Origin of the sequence: Pseudidiomarina terrestris, from assembly GCF_030466405.1 — a bacterium.
Lineage (GTDB): Bacteria > Pseudomonadota > Gammaproteobacteria > Enterobacterales > Alteromonadaceae > Pseudidiomarina > Pseudidiomarina terrestris.
Window position 1 is genome coordinate 207,456 of record NZ_JAGGJF010000003.1, and the last position, 23,029, is coordinate 230,484.

Annotated in this window: 24 protein-coding genes; 16 read left to right on the top strand and 8 right to left on the bottom strand. The window is 52.2% G+C overall.

The features are described 5' to 3' along the window. Nucleotides 1-22 precede the first annotated feature (22 nt). Nucleotides 23-895: a LysR family transcriptional regulator gene (locus J6J34_RS07825; protein WP_301721321.1), complete on the bottom strand. Its 873-nt coding sequence runs from the start codon at nt 893-895 to the stop codon at nt 23-25. 115 nt (nt 896-1,010) lie between these two features. Between J6J34_RS07825 and J6J34_RS07830 the strand changes: the two genes are divergently transcribed. Both J6J34_RS07830 and J6J34_RS07835 read left to right on the top strand, forming a co-directional pair. Beyond that, on the top strand, nt 1,011-1,460 hold the full coding sequence (locus tag J6J34_RS07830) for a DoxX family protein (protein ID WP_301721320.1): 450 nt from the start codon (nt 1,011-1,013) through the stop codon (nt 1,458-1,460). Nucleotides 1,461-1,476: 16 nt separating this feature from the next. Next, on the top strand, nt 1,477-2,289 hold the full coding sequence (locus tag J6J34_RS07835; protein ID WP_301721318.1) for a DODA-type extradiol aromatic ring-opening family dioxygenase: 813 nt from the start codon (nt 1,477-1,479) through the stop codon (nt 2,287-2,289). Here J6J34_RS07835 and J6J34_RS07840 read toward each other — a convergent pair. Further along, nucleotides 2,286-3,260 (bottom strand): LLM class flavin-dependent oxidoreductase, encoded by a 975-nt coding sequence (locus J6J34_RS07840; protein WP_301721317.1) that lies wholly within the window; start codon nt 3,258-3,260, stop codon nt 2,286-2,288. The genes J6J34_RS07835 and J6J34_RS07840 overlap by 4 nt on opposite strands. Before the next feature lie 73 nt (nt 3,261-3,333). Continuing rightward, entirely contained in the window at nt 3,334-3,672 is a 339-nt protein-coding gene (locus J6J34_RS07845) for a hypothetical protein (protein WP_301721316.1), read from the bottom strand. Nucleotides 3,673-3,764: 92 nt separating this feature from the next. Here J6J34_RS07845 and J6J34_RS07850 point away from each other — a divergent pair, with 92 nt between their 5' ends. Both J6J34_RS07850 and J6J34_RS07855 read left to right on the top strand, forming a co-directional pair. Further along, nucleotides 3,765-4,046: a PepSY domain-containing protein gene (locus J6J34_RS07850; protein ID WP_301721314.1), complete on the top strand. Its 282-nt coding sequence runs from the start codon at nt 3,765-3,767 to the stop codon at nt 4,044-4,046. Further along, nucleotides 4,033-4,578, top strand: coding sequence for a cytochrome b/b6 domain-containing protein (locus J6J34_RS07855; protein WP_301898823.1), 546 nt, complete (start codon nt 4,033-4,035; stop codon nt 4,576-4,578). The genes J6J34_RS07850 and J6J34_RS07855 overlap by 14 nt, the downstream gene beginning before the upstream one ends. A gap of 49 nt (nt 4,579-4,627) precedes the next feature. On the opposite strand, the gene J6J34_RS07860 is transcribed toward J6J34_RS07855, so the two are convergent. Next, entirely contained in the window at nt 4,628-5,053 is a 426-nt protein-coding gene (locus J6J34_RS07860) for an OsmC family protein (RefSeq protein WP_301721310.1), read from the bottom strand. A gap of 63 nt (nt 5,054-5,116) precedes the next feature. Further along, on the bottom strand, nt 5,117-5,746 hold the full coding sequence (gene upp, locus J6J34_RS07865; protein WP_301774688.1) for a uracil phosphoribosyltransferase: 630 nt from the start codon (nt 5,744-5,746) through the stop codon (nt 5,117-5,119). Between the two features lie 241 nt (nt 5,747-5,987). Between upp and katG the strand changes: the two genes are divergently transcribed. Then, nucleotides 5,988-8,207, top strand: a complete 2,220-nt coding sequence (katG, locus tag J6J34_RS07870) for a catalase/peroxidase HPI (protein WP_301898824.1) — start codon at nt 5,988-5,990, stop codon at nt 8,205-8,207. A 52-nt stretch (nt 8,208-8,259) separates the two neighbouring features. Here the strand turns inward: katG and J6J34_RS07875 are convergent, their stop codons facing one another. Then, nucleotides 8,260-8,685 carry a secondary thiamine-phosphate synthase enzyme YjbQ gene (locus J6J34_RS07875; protein WP_301774690.1) on the bottom strand — a complete coding sequence of 142 codons (426 nt, stop codon included), beginning with the start codon at nt 8,683-8,685 and terminating at the stop codon, nt 8,260-8,262. Between the two features lie 70 nt (nt 8,686-8,755). On the opposite strand from J6J34_RS07875, the gene J6J34_RS07880 reads away from it, so the two are divergent. Then, nucleotides 8,756-9,346 carry a class I SAM-dependent methyltransferase gene (locus J6J34_RS07880; protein ID WP_301721306.1) on the top strand — a complete coding sequence of 197 codons (591 nt, stop codon included), beginning with the start codon at nt 8,756-8,758 and terminating at the stop codon, nt 9,344-9,346. 3 nt (nt 9,347-9,349) lie between these two features. Here the strand turns inward: J6J34_RS07880 and J6J34_RS07885 are convergent, their stop codons facing one another. After that, entirely contained in the window at nt 9,350-10,399 is a 1,050-nt protein-coding gene (locus tag J6J34_RS07885) for a GGDEF domain-containing protein (protein ID WP_301898825.1), read from the bottom strand. A 133-nt stretch (nt 10,400-10,532) separates the two neighbouring features. On the opposite strand from J6J34_RS07885, the gene J6J34_RS07890 reads away from it, so the two are divergent. The 7 genes from J6J34_RS07890 to J6J34_RS07920 all read left to right on the top strand — a co-directional run bounded on the left by J6J34_RS07890 (nt 10,533) and on the right by J6J34_RS07920 (nt 17,860). Continuing rightward, nucleotides 10,533-11,258 (top strand): metalloregulator ArsR/SmtB family transcription factor, encoded by a 726-nt coding sequence (locus J6J34_RS07890; protein ID WP_301898826.1) that lies wholly within the window; start codon nt 10,533-10,535, stop codon nt 11,256-11,258. Between the two features lie 78 nt (nt 11,259-11,336). Then, nucleotides 11,337-12,338 carry an ArsJ-associated glyceraldehyde-3-phosphate dehydrogenase gene (locus J6J34_RS07895; RefSeq protein WP_301898827.1) on the top strand — a complete coding sequence of 334 codons (1,002 nt, stop codon included), beginning with the start codon at nt 11,337-11,339 and terminating at the stop codon, nt 12,336-12,338. Then, a complete protein-coding gene (arsJ, locus tag J6J34_RS07900) occupies nt 12,332-13,543 on the top strand; it encodes an organoarsenical effux MFS transporter ArsJ (protein ID WP_301898828.1) in 1,212 nt (403 codons plus the stop codon). The genes J6J34_RS07895 and arsJ overlap by 7 nt, the downstream gene beginning before the upstream one ends. A 51-nt stretch (nt 13,544-13,594) precedes the next feature. Then, the gene (locus J6J34_RS07905) at nt 13,595-14,260 is read left to right on the top strand and encodes a hypothetical protein (RefSeq protein WP_301898829.1); all 666 of its coding nucleotides are present in this window, start codon (nt 13,595-13,597) and stop codon (nt 14,258-14,260) included. Between the two features lie 92 nt (nt 14,261-14,352). After that, entirely contained in the window at nt 14,353-15,834 is a 1,482-nt protein-coding gene (locus J6J34_RS07910; protein ID WP_301774694.1) for a flavin-containing monooxygenase, read from the top strand. Next, the gene (locus J6J34_RS07915; RefSeq protein WP_301898830.1) at nt 15,831-16,766 is read left to right on the top strand and encodes an alpha/beta fold hydrolase; all 936 of its coding nucleotides are present in this window, start codon (nt 15,831-15,833) and stop codon (nt 16,764-16,766) included. The genes J6J34_RS07910 and J6J34_RS07915 overlap by 4 nt, the downstream gene beginning before the upstream one ends. Further along, nucleotides 16,766-17,860, top strand: a complete 1,095-nt coding sequence (locus J6J34_RS07920) for an SMP-30/gluconolactonase/LRE family protein (protein ID WP_301898831.1) — start codon at nt 16,766-16,768, stop codon at nt 17,858-17,860. The genes J6J34_RS07915 and J6J34_RS07920 overlap by 1 nt, the downstream gene beginning before the upstream one ends. Here J6J34_RS07920 and mscL read toward each other — a convergent pair. Then, nucleotides 17,857-18,318, bottom strand: coding sequence for a large-conductance mechanosensitive channel protein MscL (gene mscL, locus J6J34_RS07925; RefSeq protein ID WP_301721293.1), 462 nt, complete (start codon nt 18,316-18,318; stop codon nt 17,857-17,859). The genes J6J34_RS07920 and mscL overlap by 4 nt on opposite strands. Nucleotides 18,319-18,497: 179 nt before the next feature. On the opposite strand from mscL, the gene J6J34_RS07930 reads away from it, so the two are divergent. The 3 genes from J6J34_RS07930 (at nt 18,498) to J6J34_RS07940 (ending at nt 23,029) form a co-directional block, all read left to right on the top strand. After that, nucleotides 18,498-20,660, top strand: a complete 2,163-nt coding sequence (locus J6J34_RS07930; RefSeq protein ID WP_301721291.1) for a TonB-dependent siderophore receptor — start codon at nt 18,498-18,500, stop codon at nt 20,658-20,660. A gap of 3 nt (nt 20,661-20,663) precedes the next feature. Further along, nucleotides 20,664-21,779, top strand: a complete 1,116-nt coding sequence (locus J6J34_RS07935) for a PepSY-associated TM helix domain-containing protein (protein WP_301898832.1) — start codon at nt 20,664-20,666, stop codon at nt 21,777-21,779. Between the two features lie 80 nt (nt 21,780-21,859). Continuing rightward, nucleotides 21,860-23,029, top strand: coding sequence for a DSD1 family PLP-dependent enzyme (locus J6J34_RS07940; RefSeq protein WP_301898833.1), 1,170 nt, complete (start codon nt 21,860-21,862; stop codon nt 23,027-23,029).

Genomic DNA, 23,029 nt, shown 5'->3' on the forward strand with positions numbered 1-23,029 from the left:
GTCAAGTGCATCAGTGGCTGGGCTAGAAGGAGTCCCAGTAGGGTGGGTCGCCGAAGTAGCCATCGACGAAGTCGATAAAGCTGCGGACTTTGCTGGCCATAAGCTGACGATGGGCGAAGACAGCGTACAAAGCGATAGGTTCGGGCGAGAAGGAGGATAAAACGACCTTTAAATCTCCTGCTCGTATAGCGGAACCGGTAATAAAAGTGGGTTGCAGTACTATTCCAGCACCGGCTCGCGCGGCGTCGACCAGTACATCGCCGTTATTACTCTCCAACTTACGGTTGGCTGACGGGGTCACAGACTCATCCATATAGCTGTAGTGCAGATAGCGGTGTTGGTTAAGTTGCTTTAAAGAGGTTGGTTCGCCATGTTCAGCCAGGTATGTAGGCGCTGCACAGTAGACGAGTCGAACAGGCGCTAAGCGCTTAGCCACAAGAGAGGAAGGCTGCAAACGGCCAATTCGCAGCGCAACATCGAAACCTTCGTCAATAATATCGACCTTTCGATCATTCAACTGCAAGTCGACAGTAACGCCCGGATGGGTTTTCTGAAAATCGTTAATTAAGGGCGCCATGTGCCGAATAGCGAAGGACACCGGCGCACTAATCCGAAGTGTACCGCGAGCTTGCGTATGCATACTGCCAAGTTGTTGTTCCATGTCGTCAATGTCGGCAAGCAATTGCTGTGCTCGCTGAAAATAGGCGCTGCCCGCCTCAGTCAGATGCAACCGGCGCGTGGTCCGATTCAACAACCGCACTCCGAGATAGTCTTCCAGTTGGCCAACGTATTTACTGACTAACTGCGGAGATACCGTCAATCGTTCCGCGGCCTGCGTGAATGATCCTTCGTTAATGACAGCAACGAAAATACGCATTGCTTGCAATCGATCCATAGACACCCGCAATTCAATTAACTACCAAAAGTGGATAATAAAGCAACATTAGCCATCTTAATCTACTTATGTAAGAAGAGTAAAGTAGCAGCATCAACTTACAGGAGGCATTCTTATGACGAACACAACTTTGAAACCTTTATTCACCTCAACAGCTGGCTTTGGTGCATTAGTACTTCGCGTGCCGGTCGGCATCATTTTAACCGCGCATGGCGCCCAAAAATTGTTTGGCTGGTTCGGTGGCTACGGACTTGAGGGAACCGGGCAATGGATGGCAAGTATCGGTTTGGAACCGGGTTTATTCATGGCATTGATAGCCGGTTTAGCCGAATTTGCAGGTGGCCTGGCGCTGATTCTTGGTCTATTCACGCGCCCCGCAGCGCTAGTCTCAGCAGTCACTATGACGGTTGCCATCTTTAGCGTGCACTTCAGCAACGGCTTGTTTATGGCAAATAACGGTTACGAATTTGCCCTGAGTCTACTCGCCGCGACGGCAGCTCTTACAGCATTGGGTGGAGGTAAGTTTGCAATGGACAACCTTCTTGCGGCTAAACTAGATGAGTAAGAGGAGTAGATGCACCATGAATAATAAACATGAAGTACTGTTCGTCTCGCATGGCGGGGGCCCTTTGCCCCTGCTGGGCGATCTCCAACATCTGGAGCTTGTCGAACAGCTACAAGAGATCACGCAACATTTACGCCAACCCAAAGCGATACTGGTGATTAGCGCACATTGGGAAACTGACGTCGCTACCGTCACCAGTGCCGCTCGGCCGGGGTTGCTGTATGACTACTATGGTTTTGCAGCAGAAGCCTATGAAATTGACTACCCTGCTTCCGGACACCCAGAATTAGCGCAAGACGTAGTACAAGCCCTGATCTCCAGCGATATCGAGGCTTACACAACCGCCATGCGGGGACTAGACCACGGTGTATTTGTGCCGCTGAAACTCATGTACCCAGCAGGGAATATTCCGGTGGTGCAGTTATCCTTAAATAACAATCTAGATGCCGAGCAGCATATTACGATTGGCAAGGCATTACAGTCACTCGAGTGCGAAAACCTGTTGATTCTTGGATCTGGTTTTTCTTTCCACAACATGAAAGCGTTCTTTGCGCCGCAAGCCGAAGCCACGGAAGAGCGGAATCTTGCCTTTGAGCATTGGCTCAAGGATACCTTAACCGACACTAAAATCAGCGAAGCCGAGCGAGAGGGTCAGTTAATTCACTGGGAGGATGCTCCGGAGGCCCGGTTTTGTCACCCCCGTGCAGAGCACCTATTACCGCTACACGTTTGTTACGGCGCAGCCCAACGTGCGGCTGACTACTACAGCATGGCGCGCACGCTTGGTCGAACCGCTGGGCTATTTCATTGGCAGGCTGACTGTGATTAAAGCTCTGCCGCGATTTCGAAGCTGCGTAAGCGCGCTTCATGGTCGTAGGCGTGGCAGGTGAGCATCAGCTCATCGACTTGGGTCGCGGCGACAAAGTCACCTAAGTAGTCATGAACCTGTGACGGTGTGCCGCAGGCGGTGTACTTCAGGGCATGATTGGCGCCGGCTAGTGCCATAGGGTCAACCACCCCTAGAATGTCGTCGATGGGCGCTGGCAAGGGACCGGGGTTACCCTGGCGCAAGGCCACAAACTGCAATTGCATCGAGCTTTTCATGCGTAAGGCGTCCGCCTCAGTGTCGGCGGCAAATACATTGACCACTGCCATTGCATAAGGCTCGGACAAATACTTCGAGGGCTTAAACGAGCGCCGATAGGTGTCCAGTGCAGCATGCAACTGGTCTGGTGCGAAATGTGAAGCGAAGGCATAAGGCAGTCCAAGAGACGCTGCAAGCTGCGCGCCAAACAAACTTGAACCCAGTATCCACACCGGCACCTTCGAACCTGTGCCAGGCACTGCGCGAATCGCCGCGCCCGGCTGAGCGTCATCCAGGTAGCTCAACAACTCCTGTACGTCAGCGGGAAAGCTGTCGGCACTGTTGAAACTACGCCGCAGTGCACGCAAGGTCGCGCCATCAGTGCCAGGCGCCCGGCCTAAACCTAAGTCCACACGATCTCCATAGAGCGCGGCTAGGGTGCCAAATTGCTCCGCCGCGACTAAAGGCGCGTGGTTAGGCAACATAATGCCGCCGGCACCGATGCGAATCGACGAGGTCACACTGCCGATATGAGCCAAGGCCACCGCAGTTGCGGCACTGGCGATGCCGGTCATGTTGTGGTGTTCGGCCATCCAGAAACGCTGATAACCCCAGCGTTCGACATGTTGTGCCAAATCGCCGGATCGATGTAAAGATTCCGCGGCAGTTGAGCCCGACGTGATCGGCGCTAAATCAAGAACTGAAAGAGGGACCAAGAGGCCTCCTGATTGACGGGGTATGGGCTAACTATGGCGTGCTAAATTCGATTTTCAAGTACCAAACGACGCTTTACTTCCTAAATTCGGTCGTTTTCGACCGTGCTTGTGCATCTGCCGAACGGGTAAAACGCTGGTCTGTCTTTTCGGTGTGCTCCATGAGTAGCAAGGTTAGGTAAATTTTGGTGGGCAGCGATAAAATGACGCCAATTGCGCTCATGGCTGCGCCAAGAATAAAGCCGCGATGGCCAATGTCGTCATCAACAAAGGTCACTGCCAGCACAATATGGCCCACAATGAGTAAACTAACACCCAGAATCATGGCTGTTTTCAAGAGTTTTATCAGGGTCGCGTCATTCATTAGGGTATCGTCAGCCGCCGCGTCGTTTGCAAATTGATCTAAATCAATCATAGTTCCATTAATTTAGTGTTTCTACTAGGCTTAAAGAAAACGTAATAGTTCTGGAGTAATCTGTAACTTAGGCAATACAAAAGGAGTGTGAAATGAAGGCATTAAAATTATTAACCTTAGCGGCCGCCGCAGGGCTTATCGCGGCTTGTAGTCCTGCTAAAGAGGTAACCCAATGCACCGTCGCGCCCATGAGTGACTGGCAGGACCAAGCGGAATTCCAAATGGAACTGGTCAATCAAGGCTATGAAATCAACGAATTTAAGATCACTGAAGGCAATTGCTATGAGATTTACGGTACCGATGCCGACGGCAATAAAGTGGAAGTCTACTTTAACCCAGTCGATGGCGAAGTGATCAAGCGTGAAGTCCACTAACACGGGGAAACAAACCACGGTGCGGATCTGGGATCCCCTGATCCGTATCGTGCATTGGACGCTCGTGGCGGTGTTTATCGCCAATTACTTTTTTCTGGAACCCGGCAGCCAGTGGCATCAGTGGCTGGGGTATATCGCAGTCACAGCAATTCTGGTGCGGATTGTCTGGGGCTTTATCGATAGCGGTTATGGCAGTTTTCAGAGAATTGACCTATCGCGTCAAGCTCTGAGGAAACATCTAAACCATCTAAAGGAACGCAAGATACCGGTCAAAAGCGGCCATAATCCAGTCGGCTGGCTGATGATATTCGCCGTTATTTTGCTATTTCTGGGGTTAGGTGTGACGGGCTTTTTGATGGAAGAAGTGGATGCCTTATTTGGCAACCCGACGCTTGAGCTCATCCATGGCTGGCTTGCGGATACGCTTTACGGTGCGGCACTGATTCATGTTGCTGCTGTGGTTATCGTCGGTTGGCGCGGGCGTATTCAGCTGATCAGGCCTATGCTTACCGGTAAGCGCAGTAAAAGCTAAAACGCGAGCCCGTATGAGCTCGCGTAATTCCATAACGACCACTTAAAACTTAAGACTCGAGCTCAGCGTCCAAGGTGATTTCTGCGGTCAGCAGTTTCGAAATCGGACAATTATCCTTGGCGGTATTGGCCGCTTCCATAAACTTGTCTTTGTCCGCACCTGGGATCTTCGCTTTCAGCTCAAGATGCACTTTGGTCACCGCAAAGCCACCATCTTTCTCTTCAAGCTGCACCGTAGCCTTGGTGTCGATACTGTCGGCAACCAGGTCATGCTCGCCGAGCACCATGGATAGTGCCATAGAAAAACAGCCGGCGTGGGCCGCACCAATCAGCTCTTCCGGGTTGGTTCCTTTACCATCTTCAAAACGCGTTCCAAAGGAATACTGCTGCTTATCCAGCACGCCACTTTGTGTCGAGACTGTGCCTTGGCCGTCTTTTAAACCGCCTTGCCAATGTGCAGATGCAGTGCGTTTCATAAAGTATCTCCTTTTCCGTGAGTGTCCCTACAGTGTAGTCGCTAATCCCCGGGAAAGATCAAGTTATCGGGTACCGAAAATTTTATCGCCGGCATCACCAAGGCCTGGAACAATGTAGCCATGTTCATTCAAGTGGTCATCTAATGCAGCGGTATAAATCGGGATATCCGGGTGCGCAGAGGTCACCTTTTCAACGCCCTCGGGCGCAGCGACCAGCACCAGTACACGGATATCCGAGCAGCCCTTCTGCTTTAACATATCCAGCGTCGCAATCATGGTGCCCCCGGTGGCCAGCATAGGATCAATGACTAATGCCGTGCGCTGAGTGAGTTCGCCGGCAAGTTTCTCGAAATAAGCCACAGGTTCTAAGGTTGCTTCATCACGATAAAGACCCACCACGCTGACTTTTGCGCTCGGGATAAGCCCAAGTACGCCGTCGAGCATGCCAATGCCGGCGCGCAGGATAGGGACTACGGTAACCTTTTTACCTTTCAGGCGCTGGACCTGCACGGTCGCGCCGTCCCAGCCGGCAATGGTGTGTGGCTCCAGAGCGAAATCCTGAGTGGCTTCATAGGTGAGTAAACTGCCGAGTTCATTGGCCAGCTCGCGAAAGCTTTTGGTGGAGATCCCAGCTTCGCGCAAGAGGCCGAGTTTATGTTGAACTAAAGGGTGATCAATGACATGCAGCGACATAAGGTTATCTCTTGTGCTTGTTGTTTTTTGGACACTTACGCAAGTTTAGGCCGCTCGAGCGAAAGATAAAAGTAAAGATTCTTTTCAGCAACTCAAAGCTGACCCTTTTGAATTCCCGATGACCCTAATCTGTTTTTTCAATGGCGTATAAGGATCTCAATCGGACCAAAAGCGACTATAGTCTTTCTGTTGTATTTAATGCACGTCCATCTACCCAGCTTTATGCAAAAGGAAGATAACCATGATTAGAAAGTCCTTGCCGATGATTTCTGCGCTTACCCTCGCTTTGTCGATGGGTCTGGCCGCTACCGCGAGCCACGCGCAGGAAGCTAAATCAAAAATGTTCTGGTGGCCAGAACAACTCGATCTCACCCCCCTTCGTGATCATGACGAAAGCTCAGACCCCTATGGCGAGAATTTTGATTACGCAGAAGCCTTCAAACAAGTCGATATCGCGGCAGTCAAAAAAGACATCGAAGCCTTGATGACCGATTCGCAGGACTGGTGGCCAGCCGATTACGGTCACTATGGTCCATTCTTCATTCGCATGGCCTGGCACGGTGCCGGAACTTATCGTGTGAACGACGGCCGCGGTGGCGCTGGTGGTGGTCAACAACGGTTTGAACCGCTCAACAGCTGGCCGGATAACGTTAGCCTGGACAAGGCACGTCGCCTGTTATGGCCGATTAAACAAAAATACGGCCGCAGTATTTCCTGGGCGGATCTGATGGTCCTGACCGGTAATGTCGCGCTGGAATCCATGGGTTTCAAAACCTATGGCTTTGCCGGTGGCCGTGAAGACGAATGGGAGCCTGACACTGTTTACTGGGGTCCGGAAAAGCAATGGCTGGAAGACCAGCGCTACAGTGGCGATCGTGAGCTGGAGAAGCCGCTGGCCGCAGTCCAGATGGGACTCATCTACGTCAATCCGGAAGGTCCAAACGGCAATCCTGACCCGCTTCTTGCGGCAAAAGATATCCGCGATACCTTCGGCCGTATGGCAATGAATGACGAAGAAACTGTTGCTCTGATTGCCGGTGGCCACACCTTTGGTAAGGCGCACGGTGCGCATAAGCCAGAAGAGTGTTTAGGCGCCGAACCTGCTGCTGCCCCTATCGAAGAGCAAGGCATGGGCTGGAAGAACAAATGTGGTAAAGGCCATTCTGAAGATACCATCACCTCAGGATTGGAAGGGGCGTGGTCGGTAAGCCCAACGGCCTGGACCATGCAGTACCTGGATAATCTGTTTGGTTTCGAGTGGGAGCAAACACGTAGTCCAGCAGGCGCCATCCAGTGGATTCCTGTGGACGGTCAGGCGTCGAACATGGTGCCCGATGCACACGTTGAAGGTAAGCGTCATGCACCCATTATGTTCACCACCGACTTGTCGCTTAAGTTTGATCCCGAGTACCGCAAAATTGCCAAACGTTTCCATGAGAATCCGGAAGAGTTTGAGTTAGCTTTTGCCAAAGCCTGGTTCAAATTGACCCATCGCGACATGGGGCCACGCGCACGCTACATCGTTGACACTTCGCCGGCGGAGCCGTTGCTCTGGCAAGATCCGTTACCCGAGGCTGACTACACCCTGATCACGGACGCCGATGCGGCAGATCTGAAAGCCATGATCCTCGACACCGACTTAAGTGTTCCCGAATTGGTGCGCACAGCCTGGGCTTCAGCGTCAAGCTTCCGTGGAACCGATATGCGCGGTGGTGCAGACGGTGCTCGTGTAGCACTAGCGCCGCAAAAAGACTGGCCGGTAAATAATCCGCAGGAACTCGCGCGAGTCGTGTCCGTGTTGCAAGGTATTCAGTCTGATTTCAACAGCTCGCAGAGTGGCAACAAGCAGGTCTCGCTGGCTGATGTAATTGTGCTTGCGGGTGCTGCCGCCGTTGAAAAAGCAGCAGCTGATGCCGGTTACGAGATCACTGTGCCGTTTGCGCCAGGTCGTACTGATGCCACGCAGGAAATGACAGACGTTGCCTCGTTTGCATTTCTTGAGCCAAGCGCCGATGGTTTCCGTAATTACTACAGTGACGAAAGCCGTATGTCGCCTGCTGAAATGCTGGTTGACCGTGCTGATTTGCTAACCCTGACGGTTCCGGAAATGACGGTTCTGGTGGGTGGTATGCGCGTCTTGGGCGCAAATCATGGCGATGCTGCTCACGGTGTCTTTACCCAGACCCCAGGGCAACTCAGCAATGATTTCTTCGTCAACTTGCTAAGCATGGACACCAAGTGGCAGCCAGCGAACACTGCTGGTGTTTATGAGGGCTATGATCGCAGTTCTGGTGAGTTGAAATGGACCGCGACACCAGTGGATCTGATTTTTGGTTCCAATTCTGAGTTGCGGGCGATCGCCGAAGTCTACGCCTTGAGTGACTCGAAAGAGATGTTCGTCCACGACTTTGTCGATGCCTGGTCAAAAGTGATGAAACTTGATCGCTTTGACCTGGAATAACGTTAGTGATGTCAACGGGCGGCCTACGGGCCGCCTTTTTTATGCATGGCTCTTACCCAGCCTTGATCAGGGTAAGTACCAATTGACGGCTGCTAGGCTGATCGCGGTGCTCGCATAAATAAATTCCCTGCCAGGTGCCCATATTCATGCGCCCCTGAGTAACAGGCACAGTGACGCTGCTACCCAGAATACTTGCTTTCAGGTGCGCCGGCATATCATCCGGGCCTTCGAATGTGTGCCGGTAGTAGGGCGCGTTTTCCGGCACCATCTCGTTGAAATGACTCTCAAAATCCTCACGTACTGTGGGATCGGCGTCTTCGTTAATAGTTAACGAGGCCGAAGTATGTTTGATGAAGACCTGTAACAGGCCGGCATCGACTGTAGTGAGTGACGCCAGAGCGCGCTCAATTTCCTCTGTAATCAAATGAAAACCGCGACTGCGCGGCTTAAGCGAGAGTTCTGTTTGAAGTTTTGACATAGATGCAGCTTTTACTTACGCAGTTTCAGTTACTATGCTACAAAAAAGGCCACAAAAAAAGGATGGAACCATGGACAGCACTATCCGTTTTTATTCAGAGAACGCCGACGAGTTCAGCCGTCAATACGACAGTTTGAGCTTTGCGCAGGTGCATGGCGACTGGCTTCACTTGCTGGATGAAATCCCCTCAGGTACGCAAGTGCTGGATATTGGCGCGGGATCGGGGCGTGACGCCCGGGCTCTGGCGGAGCGTGGCCTGCAGGTGACTGCAGTTGAACCTGCTGCGGCGTTACGTGCCCTGGCGCAGGAAAAGTCAGCCGGCATCAACTGGGTCGATGATACCCTGCCTGACCTGGAAAGCCTTGATTCACGTTATGGCCTGGTGCTGGTGAGCGCGGTCTGGATGCATTTAAATCTATTCGGCCAGATTGAATCTCTCAAGCGCATTACAGAGCTGGTCGAGCAGAACGGCTACCTGATCCTCACGCTACGCCATGGCACCTTTGCCGACGAACGCGAAGGTCACGTGCTCAGCGAAAAACACATTCTGGAAAGTGCGGAGGGGCTCGGCCTGCATCTTGCGTTCTCAACCGACAACAGCGATCTGCTGGAGCGCAAAGACGTCCGCTGGCAGACGCTGGTGTTCCAGAACAGGGCCTGAAAACTATTTTTCGAGTCTGGTGACGCGGTTGCGGCCGCAGGATTTGCTGATATAAAGGGCCTTGTCCGCGCGGTTGAGGATACGATTCAGGGTTTCATTCGGAGCGAGCTGACTGACACCTATGCTTAAGGTGACGGTCATATCTTTTTTCAGGTTATCACTCCAGTTAAAACTACTAATGGCCGCACGGATGCGTTCGGCGACCTGTTCTGCGGTGGTAATATCGGTTTCCGGCAGCACCACCAGGAACTCCTCGCCTCCCCAACGGCCAATGAGGTCATGCTGACGGAGCTCCATGCGGATGAGCTTGGCCAGATGTTGCAGCACTTCATCACCTTTTAAATGACCAAAAAGGTCATTGATGAGCTTGAAATGGTCGATATCAATCAGTAGCACCGACATGGGCTTTTCATAGCGCTCGGAGCGGGTAATTTCCGCTTCGGTCAGCTCGGTGAGATGACGGCGGTTATGCAGCAGCGTCAGACCATCGGTGCTGGCGAGGCGATTCAGTTTGCGATTGGCGGAGCTTACCGCACGGACATAGATAAACCCCAAATAGCTAAACATCCCAAACACGACACTCAGGTTAAAAACGTTAACCCCAATCAAAGCTTCTGCAGAGATGGGCTGCAGCGGAGCGAAATAGAGGCTGGTAGCATAAAGCCCGACATAGTAAGCCCACAGCAGGACCAATAAAATGATGGCATAGCCCAGTCGCATCGTCACCGCCAAGGCTGGAATGAACATCAAAAGATAGTAATGAAAGCCACTATCCCAGCCAATCAGAATGATCCCCAGAGCCGAATGCACCAGCACCTCGGTCCACACCAGTACTATTGCCAGGCCATTCTGACGTTGACCGAAGGCATAAAAGGCCCACGCATACATGGCGACACTGACGACATTTACCCAGGCAAGAATGGGCGAATCAAGTGCCATAAAAATAGCAAAAAACGCAATGTCTACTATTGCAGCGAGCTGGCAACAGCGTCGCGCGACCTGCCAAAACTGCGGGCGCTGTTCGCTGTTTTTGCTACGCTCCATGCTGGTCATCAGGCATCCCTTAGTAATATTGTTTCAAAAAGTTAAGTTTAGATGAAAAGAGAAGAAAGTATAAACTACACTTGCTTTGAATAATATATATGGCTTACCGTATATATAACTTCAATTAGGCTCAGGCTTAACTATGAAAATTCTTTTCTTATGCAGTGCAAACTCGGCGCGCTCAATTATGGCGGAGGCTTTGTGCCGGCAGTTCGCATCTGCCGAGATTGAAGTGAGCAGCGCAGGCACCGACCCGACCAAGCCAGAACCTGCGGCACTCGAAGCGCTACAAAGCATGGGCATTGCCACCGATGGTTTGAAGTCTAAAGCGCTTGATGAGTTCGCCGACACCGAATTTGATTACGTTATTAGTCTTTGCGATCGCGCCCGTACCGAATGCCAGGCCGACTTTAGTGGGCAGAACTTCATCGCCTGGGATTTTCCGGATCCGGTGGCAAGCCGTGCAAGAGATGCGTTCAGGAAAACAGCCCAGGAGTTGAGCGAACGTATCCGTATGTTCTTACTCATCCTGAGCAAATCATCGACCGCTCCGCATTTGTACAACGCTCCGCAGGAATTTTTTAAAGTCATGGCCGATCCGCTCCGTTTGCAGCTAATCGTACACACCGCGCAAGGAGGGGAAGTTTGCGTTTGCGATTTCGTCAGCTTAACGGGTATGTCTCAACCTAAAGTATCACGCCATCTGGCGCAGTTACGCGAATACGGAGTGCTGCTCGATCGCAAGCAAGGACGCTGGGTGTATTACCGGTTGAACCCGGCACTGCCGGACTGGATGGCGAAGATTATTCAGCTGACCCTAAGTCACAACCCACAACTGATAGAGGCACAACAGAATGAGTGTGTCTGACCACTTACTTAGGGCTTTCGTCTATTATTAATTTAAGAATCGGACAAAACATTGGTTTCAAGCGAAAAAGGAACGGGTATGACAATTAAAGTCGGTATTAATGGTTTGGGCCGTATTGGTCGCCTGGCGTTGCGGATTGCAACAGAACGTAGCGATCTTGAGGTCGTGAAACTCAATGACCCGGGTGGTAGTGCTGAGACCTTCGCGCATTTGCTGAACTTTGATTCGGTACACGGTAGTTGGAACCGACAGGCCAGCGCCTCAGGAGATCAGCTACTGGTGGACGGCCAGGGTATTGGCTTTTCGCAATTCAAAAGTATTGCGGAAAACGACTGGAGCGAATGCGATATCGTGCTTGAGTGCTCTGGCAAGATGAAGACTGTTGAGGTGCTGAACGCCTACCTCGAGCAAGGGGTGAAGCGTGTGGTCGTGTCTGCTCCGGTCAAAGAAAAGGGCGCTTTGAATCTGGTGGTGGGGGTCAATGACCATTTATTTGATCCTGCGGAACATCGCATTATCACCGCGGCATCCTGCACCACCAATTGCTTAGCGCCAGTGGTCAAAGTTTTGCACGAGAACATTGGTATCAAGCATGGCTCGCTGACCACCATTCACTCGATCACCAATACCCAGACCATTCTTGATGCGCCTCATAAAGATTTGCGCCGAGCCCGCGCGTGCGGCGAAAGTCTGATCCCTACATCGACGGGTTCCGCGACTGCCATTATAGAAATTTTTCCGGAGCTCAAAGGTCGCCTGGATGGCCACGCGGTACGGGTGCCGTTGGCGAATGCGTCGCTTACCGACTGCGTCTTTGAGATGGAACGGGAAACCAGTGTTGAGGAAGTGAACAAGCTGTTTAGTGTTGCTGCTGAAGGGGAACTTAAAGATATCCTTGGTTATGAAGAACGCCCGTTAGTTTCCATTGATTACCGTACGGATCCGCGTTCCAGCATCATTGATGCGCTGTCGACGCGAGTCATCAACGGCACCCATGTGAAAGTCTATGCCTGGTATGACAACGAATGGGGTTATGCCAATCGCGCGGTGGAACTTGTTGCCCGGGTGGGCGCATGCTGAGTCAGTTATCTCCTGCAGTTCGTCAATATCTGCTGGTGACCGGTAACTACTGGGCCTTTACCCTTACCGACGGCGCGCTGCGCATGTTGGTGGTGCTGCATTTTCACCAACTTGGCTACAGTGCCCTTGAAGTGGCGATGCTGTTTTTATTCTATGAATTCTTCGGCATTGTCACTAATTTGTTTGGCGGCTGGTTAGGCGCGCGCTGGGGACTGAACCGCACCATGAATGTTGGCCTGGGACTGCAGGTGCTGGCGCTGGGGATGCTGCTGGTGCCCGATGCGATGCTAACCGTGTTGTGGGTAATGACGGCACAAGCCTTGTCGGGGATCGCCAAAGATCTCAATAAAATGAGTGCAAAAAGCACCATCAAGCTATTGGTGCCGGAAGATCAGCAGGGACGTCTCTACAAATGGGTCGCATTGCTGACGGGGTCCAAAAATACGCTAAAAGGCGTGGGTTTCTTTTTAGGCGGCGTATTGCTGACCCTGCTGGGTTTCCAGGGAGCCATGCTGGCGATGATGGTGATGCTTGCGGCGGTCTGGGTGGGTAGCCTTATCTTTTTGAAAAAAGGCTCAGGCCGGGCGGATAATAAGCCTAAATTCAAAGATGTGCTGTCAAAGAGCCCCGCAATTAACATTTTGTCCATCGCACGTTTTCTACTCTTCGGTGCGCGTGATGTCTGGTTTGTGGTGGCGCTGCCGGTATTTCTGGCCAGTGAAATGGGTTGGGACCACTGGCAAGTCGGCAGTTTCTTAGCCGCTTGGTTGATTGGTTATGGCGTAGTGCAAGGTGCTGCGCCTAAATTAACCCGCAATGCCGATGCCAGCCCGCGCCAGCAGGCTCGCATCTGGGGGGCAGCCCTTAGTTTGTGCCCCTTTGCCTTGAGCCTGGCGTTATGGCAACAGGCACCGGTGGCGGCCAGTATCATGTTGGGACTGGGACTGTTCTGCATCCTGTTTGCAGTGAACTCATCACTGCATAGTTTTCTGATTGTCTCTTACGCGCGCTCCGACGGGGTTTCCCTGGATGTTGGCTTTTACTACATGGCCAATGCCGCTGGGCGGCTGCTTGGTACGGTGCTGTCAGGCTGGATTTATCAGGAATACGGGCTGGTCGCCTGCTTGCTGATTTCCTCCGGGCTCATACTGTTGTCAACGCTGACGATTAGCATTTTGCCGCAGCGGCAAGTTGGAAAAGAATGAGTTTGTCTCCTAATGTTGTCTTAAACAGACCTCGATTAAGGACATCCTGTTATGTTTTCTAAAAATGCGCTTGTTGCTGCTGTGATTATCCTCTGTTTCCCCGCTCTGGCATGGGCGGATGGCAGTGCTTCCATCATGTCGGGAGGAGAAACCACCACGGTCGAATTTTCGGGGCAAAAGTTTTTGCGTATGGATGCGCCGGAAGCAGGTGGCTATATGCTGTTGCGCGACGACAAGCTTTATTCGGTCGCCCGGGAGGGTGGCAGAGTTATGGTATTCGATATTGCCGCTGCGCTTAAGGCGATGGGGGGAAGCGCCAGACAGGAAAGTTTCTGGGATGAAGATGTGGTTGAAGTTGTAAGCTTTGAAAACACCGGTGAAAACGAAACCGTCGCCGGTATCCGTGGTGAAGTCTACGAGCTGCAAGCATTGAACAGAGAAGGCAAAAAGCAAGTCTCAACTCTGGTGCTAACGGAGCATCCGATTGTTGTGGAGCTCTCTGCTGCCATGTTCAGAATGAGTGAAACTCTGGTGAATGCTATTGGCGATGAAACACCCCGCTCTCTGCTGATGATGAAAGATCATATTATTGCCAAGGACAAGGGGATATTACGTCAGGGAGAAGACTTTGAAATTATCTCAATCACCGAGAATTCGCCCAGCGCAGAGCGCTTTGCGTTACCTGCCGAACCGATGAAATTACCGTTTGGCGGATAGCCCGACGCGAAAGCCTTGCTTTTCATTTGGGCCGAACACTGCTAATTTGCAGGACATAACAATAACAATTGAGTCGCCTTGCGTCGTCCTCCATGAAAGCAACAGAACACACCTATGAAGTCCTCATTATTGGTACCGGTTTTGGTGGCCAGTCGGCAGCTTTGCAACTAAAAAAACGCGGTATCGATGACTTCGTCATGCTTGAACGGCGCGATTTTATGGGCGGTACCTGGTGTCAGAATTCTTACCCGGGGGCGCAAGTCGATGTTCAGTCCCCGCTGTATTCGCTAGCCAGTGAACCCTATCCCTGGTCGCAGATGTTTGCCGAGCAACCTGAACTTGAAGCTTATACACATCATGTTTTAACTAAACATGAACTGGCGAATAAGGTACGGCTGCGCCGCACGGTCACCGAACTGCGCTGGTTGGCGGAGCGTTGCTGCTGGCAGGTGACGACCGACCATGAAGTTTATTTCGCTCGTTCCGTCATTAGTGCGCAAGGTCCGCTAAGCAATCCGTTGATCCCCGACTTTGCCAATCAAGATGCCTATCAGGGAAAGACGTTTCATACCAACCAATGGGATCATGGCTTTGCTTATAGTAACAAGCGGGTGGCCATCATCGGTAGTGGCGCCAGTGCCGCGCAAGTCATCCCCGCAATTGCCGATAAGGTGGCCCAGCTGCATGTTTTTCAGCGCACACCGCACTGGGTCATGCCACGCCCCGACCGGCGTTTTCCAGCTTGGTTCCAACGCCTGCTAGGGGTTAACTTGTTTTACCAGACCTTACGAAAAGCTATTTATTGGGGACTGGAGTGGCGGGTTCTGGCCTTTAAATATTCGAAGACGCTGATGAAATTGTTCGCTGAGCGTGAGGCACGCAAGCACCTGCGCGAACAGATCCCCGATCCAGAATTGCGTGAAAAGCTTACTCCTGACTACATGATCGGCTGTAAACGCATCATTGTGTCGAATACCCTGTATCCGGCGCTGGCGCGTGAAAATGTCACGCTGCACGATAAAAACGATGGCATTGCCCGCTTTACCGAGCAGGGCATTATCACTACGCAGGGCACGGAGCTGGAGCTTGATCTGGTGGTCTATTCGACCGGCTTTAAGGCCACGGACGGTGCGCTGGGCTTTGATGTCATCGGTCGTGACGGCAAGCGTCTGGATGAGGTCTGGGAGGATTACCCGCGCGCCTATTTGGGTACCACTATGCCGGGTTTCCCTAATTTATTTCTGGTCACCGGACCCAATACCGGCATCGGCCATACCTCTGCGATTTTCGTGATTGAATCGCAAATGTATTACATTATGCGAGCTTTAACCGAGTTACGGCGACGTCATCAACGCGTGATCGAGGTGACCGAGGAAGCCGAACAAGCCTACACCGACATGATCCACCGGGAGATGGCCAAAACCGTCTGGCAAAGCGGTGGTTGTGAAAGCTGGTACAAAAGCAAAAGTGGCAAAGTGACCGCAATGTTTCCAGGCTTTAGCTTTGTCTACCGCTTGCTGGCACAACGGTTCAGAGCCAAACATCATCAATTTAGCAACGGAGAGCGCGCATGAAAAAGGCCATTCTCGTAGTCGGCTTGCTGCTACTGGTGGTATGGGGCGCAACGCGTTTCCCGGCCACCGGGCAATGGGTCTATCAGGCCACGACCCGGGTCGAGGCGATGCTGTATGGCTTTGACAAAACCTCGGTCGCCGTTGGCGACCTGACGTTTTCCTTGTATCAGCGCAAAGGCACGGATGCTAAGGCACCGACATTAGTACTCTTGCATGGCTATACGGCATCTAAAGAGCTTTGGTTGCGTTTTGCTCACCAACTGGACGAGCGCTACCAGGTGTTGATCCCGGATCTTGCTGGTCATGGCGAGACGGGCTTTGATCCGCAATGGAGCTATCGTCCGAGGGCACAGGCCACCCGTGTGAAACGCATGCTTGATGCGTTGTCCGTTGAGCAAGCAGTGCTGATCGGCAATTCCATGGGGGGCTTAATCGCAGCCAACTTTGCTATCGATCATGCCGGCCAAACACAAGCGCTTGTGGTGATCGATCCCGCTGGCGTACGAGCTCCAATTCCGAGCCGCGCCGAGCTACTGTTTCAACAGGGAGAATCTCCTTTTGAAATTGACTCATGGCAGGATTTTCAGGAGTTTTATAAGTTGACGATGGCAGAACCACCTTTTGTTCCAGATTTCGTGTTACGCGGCATGGCCGAGCGCTATCAGCAACGCAAAGCCCAATATGTTCAGATTGCCGAGGATTTTCGCAATCTCGATCAACTTGACGGGCGTCTGCAACAAATTGAGGTGCCGACTTTGGTAATTTGGGGCAGTGTTGATCAGTTACTGGATGCGTCGAGCGCTGAGGTCTGGCAACAGCAACTTCCGCAGAGCGAGCTGGAGATTTTCGCCGGAGTGGGTCACATGCCTATGGTCGAACGTCCGGCGCAAACTGCCGGGCGGGTGCAGGAATTTTTAAAGGGTATCGAGTGATGACCAACACCCCAGGACCAGGCTACGTGTTCAAGCGCTTTTTGTTGTTAGCTGTGCTGTTGTTTGCTGCGTATCTGTTGTTGTGGCCGGTCACTATTGAGCCGCGGTCGTGGAATGCGCCCCGCGATCGTGGTTACGTCGGAGCCTACACGGTTAATCACGCGCTACAACAGCTTGAGCGGATCAGTCTACCGAATTCCGTTGGCCCCGAAGATATTGCCATTGACGCCGAAGGACGGCCAGTTTTTGGGGTGTTAAGTGGTGACATTTTGCGGCTTGAGGCAGATGGCAGCTTTACCACCTTAACCACCACCGGCGGCCGGCCCTTAGGTCTGGAGTTTGACCAGCAAGGCGGGCTTTGGATTGCGGATGCCTATCAGGGACTGATGTACTGGTCTCCTGAGTCAGGTTTAGAGCTTCTGGTTACTCAGGTGGACGGTGTGCCCGTGCGTTATGCCGATGATGTCGATGTTGCCGCAAATGGTACGGTTTACTTTTCAGATGCCTCGAACCGCTTTGCCGCCGATAGTCTTGGCACCTATGCGGCCAGCCTGCTGGATATTATGGAACATGGCGGCAATGGTCGCTTATTGGCGTTTGAACCAGATAGCGGTCATACCTATACCGTGCAGGGAGGACTGCACTTTGCCAACGGTGTTGCCGTCAGTCACGACCAGCAATGGGTGATGGTGGTGGAAACCGGCAGCTACCGGATACTGAAAATTGGCATTGGCGAGCGCAACAACGGCGAAGTCATCACTCTCATGGACAACTTGCCGGGCTTTCCAGACAATATTAACGATGCACCAGATGGTCTGTTTTGGGTGGGACTGGTCAGCCCCAGAAACAGCATGCTTGATGCGCTCTCTGATTATCCGTTGGTCCGTAAAATGATTCAGCGCTTGCCCGCTTTTATGCGCCCTGCGGCCGAGCGCTATGGCCATCTCATTGCCATTGACAGCGATGGCAATGTGGTCCGCAATCTGCAGGACCCGGAAGGCGGCTTTGGCCAGATCACCGGGGCTGCAGCGAACGATACTTATATTTACGTCAGCAGTCTGCATGAGAACGCGCTGGCGCGACTGAAACGTTAATCCGTTGCCGGCGCTTTTAGCTCAGAGGTGCAGCTCGGACAGCGCGTTGCTTTCAGGGGAATGGTTGAATAGCAGTAGTCGCAAGCTTTAGTGGTGACTGCCGCTGGCTCTTCTTTGGCGCGTAAGTTGTTCATACCTTTTACCAGCATGAAGACAGCGAAGGCGACAATGAGAAAGCTGATAGTGTTGGTAATAAAGAGTCCGTAATTCATGGTCACGGCACCGGCTGCTTGTGCATCAGAAAGTGCCACGTAGGGACCAGGGTTCTCCACGCCCTTTTTTAGCACCCAAAACATATTATTGAAGTCGACGCCGCCCAGTAACAACCCAATCGGCGGCATAATAATGTCTGCGACAAAGCTTTTCACAATGGTGCTAAAGGCACCGCCGATAATGATACCCACGGCCATGTCGACCACGTTGCCTTTTAAGGCAAACTTCTTAAATTCCTTCAGCATAAAATCCTTTCCTCTTCAAAAAACCATGAATTGCATCTTTTTAGACGTTTAATTTCTTATAGCTCAAATAGTTAGGAAAGCAAGTTCAAGATAATTGTTAAATCGTATTGCGAATGATTCGTATTTGACTTAGTATGCCGGCCATAATTTTCGCTCACTTTAGTTCTGGAGATATCTACGTGCGTTATTCAGCAATCACACTGGCACTATTTTCTGCGAGCCTTGCTTCGGCTCCGGCTTTTTCTGCAAAGATGCTTGAGCCACAAACCATGGAAGCGATGGAGCGTCTGCAAATCACTGGCCAGAAGCAAAGCGGCTATTTGACTGAAGAGCAGCAGGGTGGCTCGAAATTAAAACTGTCGATCAAAGAAACGCCGCAAACGGTGACTGTGATCAGCAAAGAGCAGATGCAAGATTTTGCCCTGGATGATCTGAACTCGGTTTTGGAAACTTCCGCAACGGTCAATGTCGAGCAGGTCGAAACGGACCGCACCTACTACAGCTCGCGTGGCTTTGAACTGAATAACTTCCAGGTCGACGGACTGGGTCTGCCGTTGATTAACAGCAACACCCACGGTCGTCTGGATAGCGCTTTGTATGAACGTATTGAAGTGGTGCACGGTGCTAACGGCATCATGACCGGTGTCGGCTCTCCGGCGGCCACGGTGAACCTGGTGCGCAAACGGCCCACCTCTGAGGTGCAAGGCTATGTCAGTGGCACCTTGAGTTCATGGTCGGGACAGCGCCTGGAAGGCGATGTCAGCGGTGCATTGAACAATTGGTTACGCGGCCGTGCGGTGGTCGTGGTGGACAATGGTGAGTCGTATCTCGACCGTTATGAAAATGAAAGTGAAGTCTTTTACGGGGTGATTGATATTGCCCCAAGCAATTCAACTCTTATCACCCTGGGTCACAGCGAGTCACGCAGCAAAACCGATGGTAATATGTGGGGCGCACTGACGTTGTTTTATGGCGACGGTACTCCTACCAACTTTGACCGTTCAACAAATATTGCCGCCGATTGGTCCACCTGGAATGTGAAAGAGTCACGGAGCTTTATTGATCTGGAGTCTGCGCTGAGCGATCACTGGACCTTGCGGATGGCCTATAATCGCGTCCGTACCGACGAAGACAGCTACTTGTTTTACACCTATCTGCCTGACCCGGCCACGGGACTGGATCCGGAAACAGGTTTAGGCTTGGTCGGCTATGCCAGTGAATACGATTTAGACGACAAACAGGACATGTTCGACGTGTATCTGAGTGGCTCGTTTTCTGCCGCAGGCCGTCAACATGAGGTGGTGGTCGGTGCCAGCCACGCACGCCTGGATTATATCGATACCTCCCTGTATGACTTCCATACCGGCAATGGCTTCCCGGCTATGCCGGCTCTGGAAGACTGGGATGGCGACACGCCTTTCCCTGAGTTTACCGATGGCTTAGCGGGCAGCGAAATTGATAACACCCAAAAAGCGGTGTACGCACAGGCACGTTTTGCCCTTACCGATGCGACCAAATTACTGGTCGGTGGTCGTTACAATGACTTCACCACTGAAGGTGTCGGTTATGGTGTCGACCAAAGCCGCGATGATGCGCAGTTCATTCCGTACCTGGGCCTGACCCATGACTTGAATGAGGTGGCAACGGTTTACGCATCCTATACCGAAACCTTCATGGCGCAGACCCAGGTGGATCGTAACTTTAACCGCATTGACCCACTGACCGGTGAAAACACTGAAGTTGGTATCAAAATGAGCTTATTTGGCGATCGCGCGCTCTTGTCGGCTGCTTACTTTGACGTGCAACAGACCAACCTGGCGGTTGGCGACGGTACTGTTGAAAACCCGAATACAGGTGCGCCTACTCAGGTGTATCGCACCACTGATGGTGTCAGTTCAAAGGGCTTTGAAGCGCAACTTGCAGGTACGTTAGCAACTGGCTTGCAAGGTACCCTGGCGCTGACCTCATTTGAGGTCGACGGCGATGAAACCGTTGAAGACTATACACCGGAGAACTTGTTCCGGGCGTCATTAACCTATCAGCCGGAAGCCATTGCTGGCTTAAAATTGGGTGCAAGCTTCCTCTGGCAGGATAGTATTTCACGGTTCCAGCGTTACGTTGGTGATAGTTATGCCAATGCCGGCGACCCTATTATCACCCGTCAAGGTGCTTACGGACGACTTAACCTGATGGCGAGCTATGCTTTCACCGAGCAACTCAAGCTGACCTTGAATGCGAATAACCTCGGTGACAAAAAATACATCAACAGTTTGTTGTGGCCCAACCAGGGTTACTATGGTGCGCCGCGAAACTACTCCGCGAGCTTAACCTGGGCGTTTTAAACCATGCGCAAGACTCTCCATAAATGGCATGGTTGGATAGGGATCATTATTTTGATCCCTTTCCTTTTTGTCTGTCTGACCGGCAGCATTCTTATCTTCAAAAAAGAAATTGATGGGTGGCTGATCCCGGAGGTTACCGGACTTTCCCAGACCGGCGGTGAGCGCTTGTCTCTTAATACCTTGACTGAACGGGTGAACGCGCAGCTGCCGGACTATGAAATGGGTAGTTGGGAGATTTTCCCGGCGGGTCACGATGAAGCCGATCGGGTGTTCGTGATCAAAGAGGGTACCGACGAGTGGCATAAGGTCCACCTGGATCCCTACACTGGTGAGCTGTTGAGCCAGCCGACCACACCGGGCCATTACCTGACCGACTGGTTGCTGGAGTTGCATTACACCCTGCTGCTTAACGATATCGAGGGGCTAGACGAGCACCTGGGTCTGATTATCACCTTTATACTGGCAGTGTTCCTGGTCTTTATGGGCATTTCCGGACTGATCATCTATCGTCGTTTCTGGGCGCGCGTGTTCACCCTACGCTGGAATCAACGATTATTAGTAGTGTTTAGCGACTTGCATAAAATGTTTGGCACACTGGCGTCACCGATATTGCTCATTCTGGGTATTACCGGCGGTTACTACAGTGCCATCATTTACTGGGAAGAGTTTAAAGAGCATGGCGATGGTGCTGAGCACCACATCATGTCGGAGCGGTTGTACGCGGACCACCTGGATATCGATAGCCTGGTGGCGCGCAGTCAAGATGCCATAGATGACTTTAAGCCGACCTATTTGTTGTTCCCCTTTGAACCCGAATTACCTTTCACGGTATTTGGCCGGGCGCCGACAGCGAATCCGTTACTAAGCAACTATGGCTCGGTGGTGAACTTTGACCCCTGGACGGGAGCTTATCAAAGTACCTACAACCTGAATGAACAAGGCGTCGGGATGAAAACCCTGGATAGTTTCCGGCGCCTGCATTTTGGTACCTTTGGCGGCTTACCTATTAAAATCTTATGGTGTGTGGTCGGCTTGACCCCGTTACTTTTAGGAATTACCGGAACTTACCTATGGTGGCAACGGCGCAATAAAAGTGCCCGTAAACGCCGCCGTCGATAAGGTTGTGCCTGCTCCTGCACGCATCGTGAGGTCGCACTCGCGTGCAGGAGCACTTGTCGCTTTGCCATTGCTCTTCCATAATGAGCATTACTTCCACAGCAACATCTGCAAAAGGCACCCATGCGATGAACAATCTGGCTGATTTAACCACGCCCTACCTCTTGCTTGATCCCGAGAAAATGCGCGCGAACTGTGAACGTTTACAGGTGCACATGGATAAACTCGGTGTGCCCCTGCGTCCCCATGTAAAAACCGCGAAATCTGTTGATATCGTGCGCCGGATGATTCCCGCCGGGCGGGGGCCTATCACAGTTTCTACGCTGAAAGAGGCGGAATATTTCGCTGAGCATGGCTTTACCGATATGACCTATGCAGTCGGTATTAGTCCTGACAAGTTGCCGCGGGTGGCACGACTAAACAGGGCGGAGGTGACTCTCCGCGTATTGTTAGACAGCAAAGCGCAAGCGGAAGCTGTGGTGGCTTTTGCGAAAATGGAACGGCTTAGCATTCCCGCACTGATTGAAATTGACTGCGACGGCGAGCGCGCCGGGTTACAGCCTGGTGATGATAAAATCGTCGAAATTGGGCGAATACTGCACGAAAATAACCAACTTGCAGGGATTTTAATGCATGCGGGCGGGTCTTATCATTGTCCCGATAAAGCTGCCAAGCAAGCTGCCGCTGAACACGAACGCATGACTGCGGTCGCAGTAAAACAACAGTTACTTGATGCGGGGCTGCCCTGTGAGATCGTCAGTGTCGGCTCGACACCGACAGCGCATTTTGCCAAAGATCTGACGGGCATAACCGAAATGCGCGCGGGGGTTTACGTTTTTCATGATCTGGTGATGGCGGGTATCCACGTCTGTAGTACCGACGATATTGCAATTAGCGTTGTGGCGACAGTCATTGGCCACCGCTCCGACAAGGGCTGGATCATGACCGATGCGGGGTGGATGGCGTTATCCCGGGATCGCGGTACAGCGAAACAAGAGGTGGACCAGGGCTATGGGTTGGTCTGTGCGATGGATGGCACCCCTTATCCGGATTTGATTGTGGCCAATACCAGCCAGGAACATGGTGTGCTGGCGCTGCGTAAAGGTAGCAAAGCCAAACTGCCGGAACTCCGCGTGGGCAGCAAGGTACGCATTCTCCCGAACCATGCCTGCGCCACGGCCAGTCAGTTTCAGGGCTACGTTGTGCCCGACGGCGATGAACTGGTGTTCTGGCCGCGCATCAACGGCTGGTAA

Excerpts from the sequence above, each read along its gene's own strand:
- J6J34_RS07845 (WP_301721316.1), bottom strand. The coding sequence starts at position 3,672 with ATGATTGATTTAGATCAATTTGCAAACGACGCGGCGGCTGACGATACC.
- katG (WP_301898824.1), top strand. The coding sequence starts at position 5,988 with ATGATTAGAAAGTCCTTGCCGATGATTTCTGCGCTTACCCTCGCTTTG.
- arsJ (WP_301898828.1), top strand. The coding sequence starts at position 12,332 with ATGCTGAGTCAGTTATCTCCTGCAGTTCGTCAATATCTGCTGGTGACC.
- J6J34_RS07860 (WP_301721310.1), bottom strand. The coding sequence starts at position 5,053 with ATGAAACGCACTGCATCTGCACATTGGCAAGGCGGTTTAAAAGACGGC.
- J6J34_RS07885 (WP_301898825.1), bottom strand. The coding sequence starts at position 10,399 with ATGACCAGCATGGAGCGTAGCAAAAACAGCGAACAGCGCCCGCAGTTT.
- J6J34_RS07915 (WP_301898830.1), top strand. The coding sequence starts at position 15,831 with ATGAAAAAGGCCATTCTCGTAGTCGGCTTGCTGCTACTGGTGGTATGG.
- J6J34_RS07825 (WP_301721321.1), bottom strand. The coding sequence starts at position 895 with ATGGATCGATTGCAAGCAATGCGTATTTTCGTTGCTGTCATTAACGAA.
- J6J34_RS07875 (WP_301774690.1), bottom strand. The coding sequence starts at position 8,685 with ATGTCAAAACTTCAAACAGAACTCTCGCTTAAGCCGCGCAGTCGCGGT.
- J6J34_RS07910 (WP_301774694.1), top strand. The coding sequence starts at position 14,353 with ATGAAAGCAACAGAACACACCTATGAAGTCCTCATTATTGGTACCGGT.
- J6J34_RS07920 (WP_301898831.1), top strand. The coding sequence starts at position 16,766 with ATGACCAACACCCCAGGACCAGGCTACGTGTTCAAGCGCTTTTTGTTG.
- J6J34_RS07835 (WP_301721318.1), top strand. The coding sequence starts at position 1,477 with ATGAATAATAAACATGAAGTACTGTTCGTCTCGCATGGCGGGGGCCCT.
- J6J34_RS07895 (WP_301898827.1), top strand. The coding sequence starts at position 11,337 with ATGACAATTAAAGTCGGTATTAATGGTTTGGGCCGTATTGGTCGCCTG.
- J6J34_RS07935 (WP_301898832.1), top strand. The coding sequence starts at position 20,664 with ATGCGCAAGACTCTCCATAAATGGCATGGTTGGATAGGGATCATTATT.
- J6J34_RS07890 (WP_301898826.1), top strand. The coding sequence starts at position 10,533 with ATGAAAATTCTTTTCTTATGCAGTGCAAACTCGGCGCGCTCAATTATG.
- upp (WP_301774688.1), bottom strand. The coding sequence starts at position 5,746 with ATGTCGCTGCATGTCATTGATCACCCTTTAGTTCAACATAAACTCGGC.
- mscL (WP_301721293.1), bottom strand. The coding sequence starts at position 18,318 with ATGCTGAAGGAATTTAAGAAGTTTGCCTTAAAAGGCAACGTGGTCGAC.
- J6J34_RS07880 (WP_301721306.1), top strand. The coding sequence starts at position 8,756 with ATGGACAGCACTATCCGTTTTTATTCAGAGAACGCCGACGAGTTCAGC.
- J6J34_RS07830 (WP_301721320.1), top strand. The coding sequence starts at position 1,011 with ATGACGAACACAACTTTGAAACCTTTATTCACCTCAACAGCTGGCTTT.
- J6J34_RS07905 (WP_301898829.1), top strand. The coding sequence starts at position 13,595 with ATGTTTTCTAAAAATGCGCTTGTTGCTGCTGTGATTATCCTCTGTTTC.
- J6J34_RS07940 (WP_301898833.1), top strand. The coding sequence starts at position 21,860 with ATGAGCATTACTTCCACAGCAACATCTGCAAAAGGCACCCATGCGATG.
- J6J34_RS07850 (WP_301721314.1), top strand. The coding sequence starts at position 3,765 with ATGAAGGCATTAAAATTATTAACCTTAGCGGCCGCCGCAGGGCTTATC.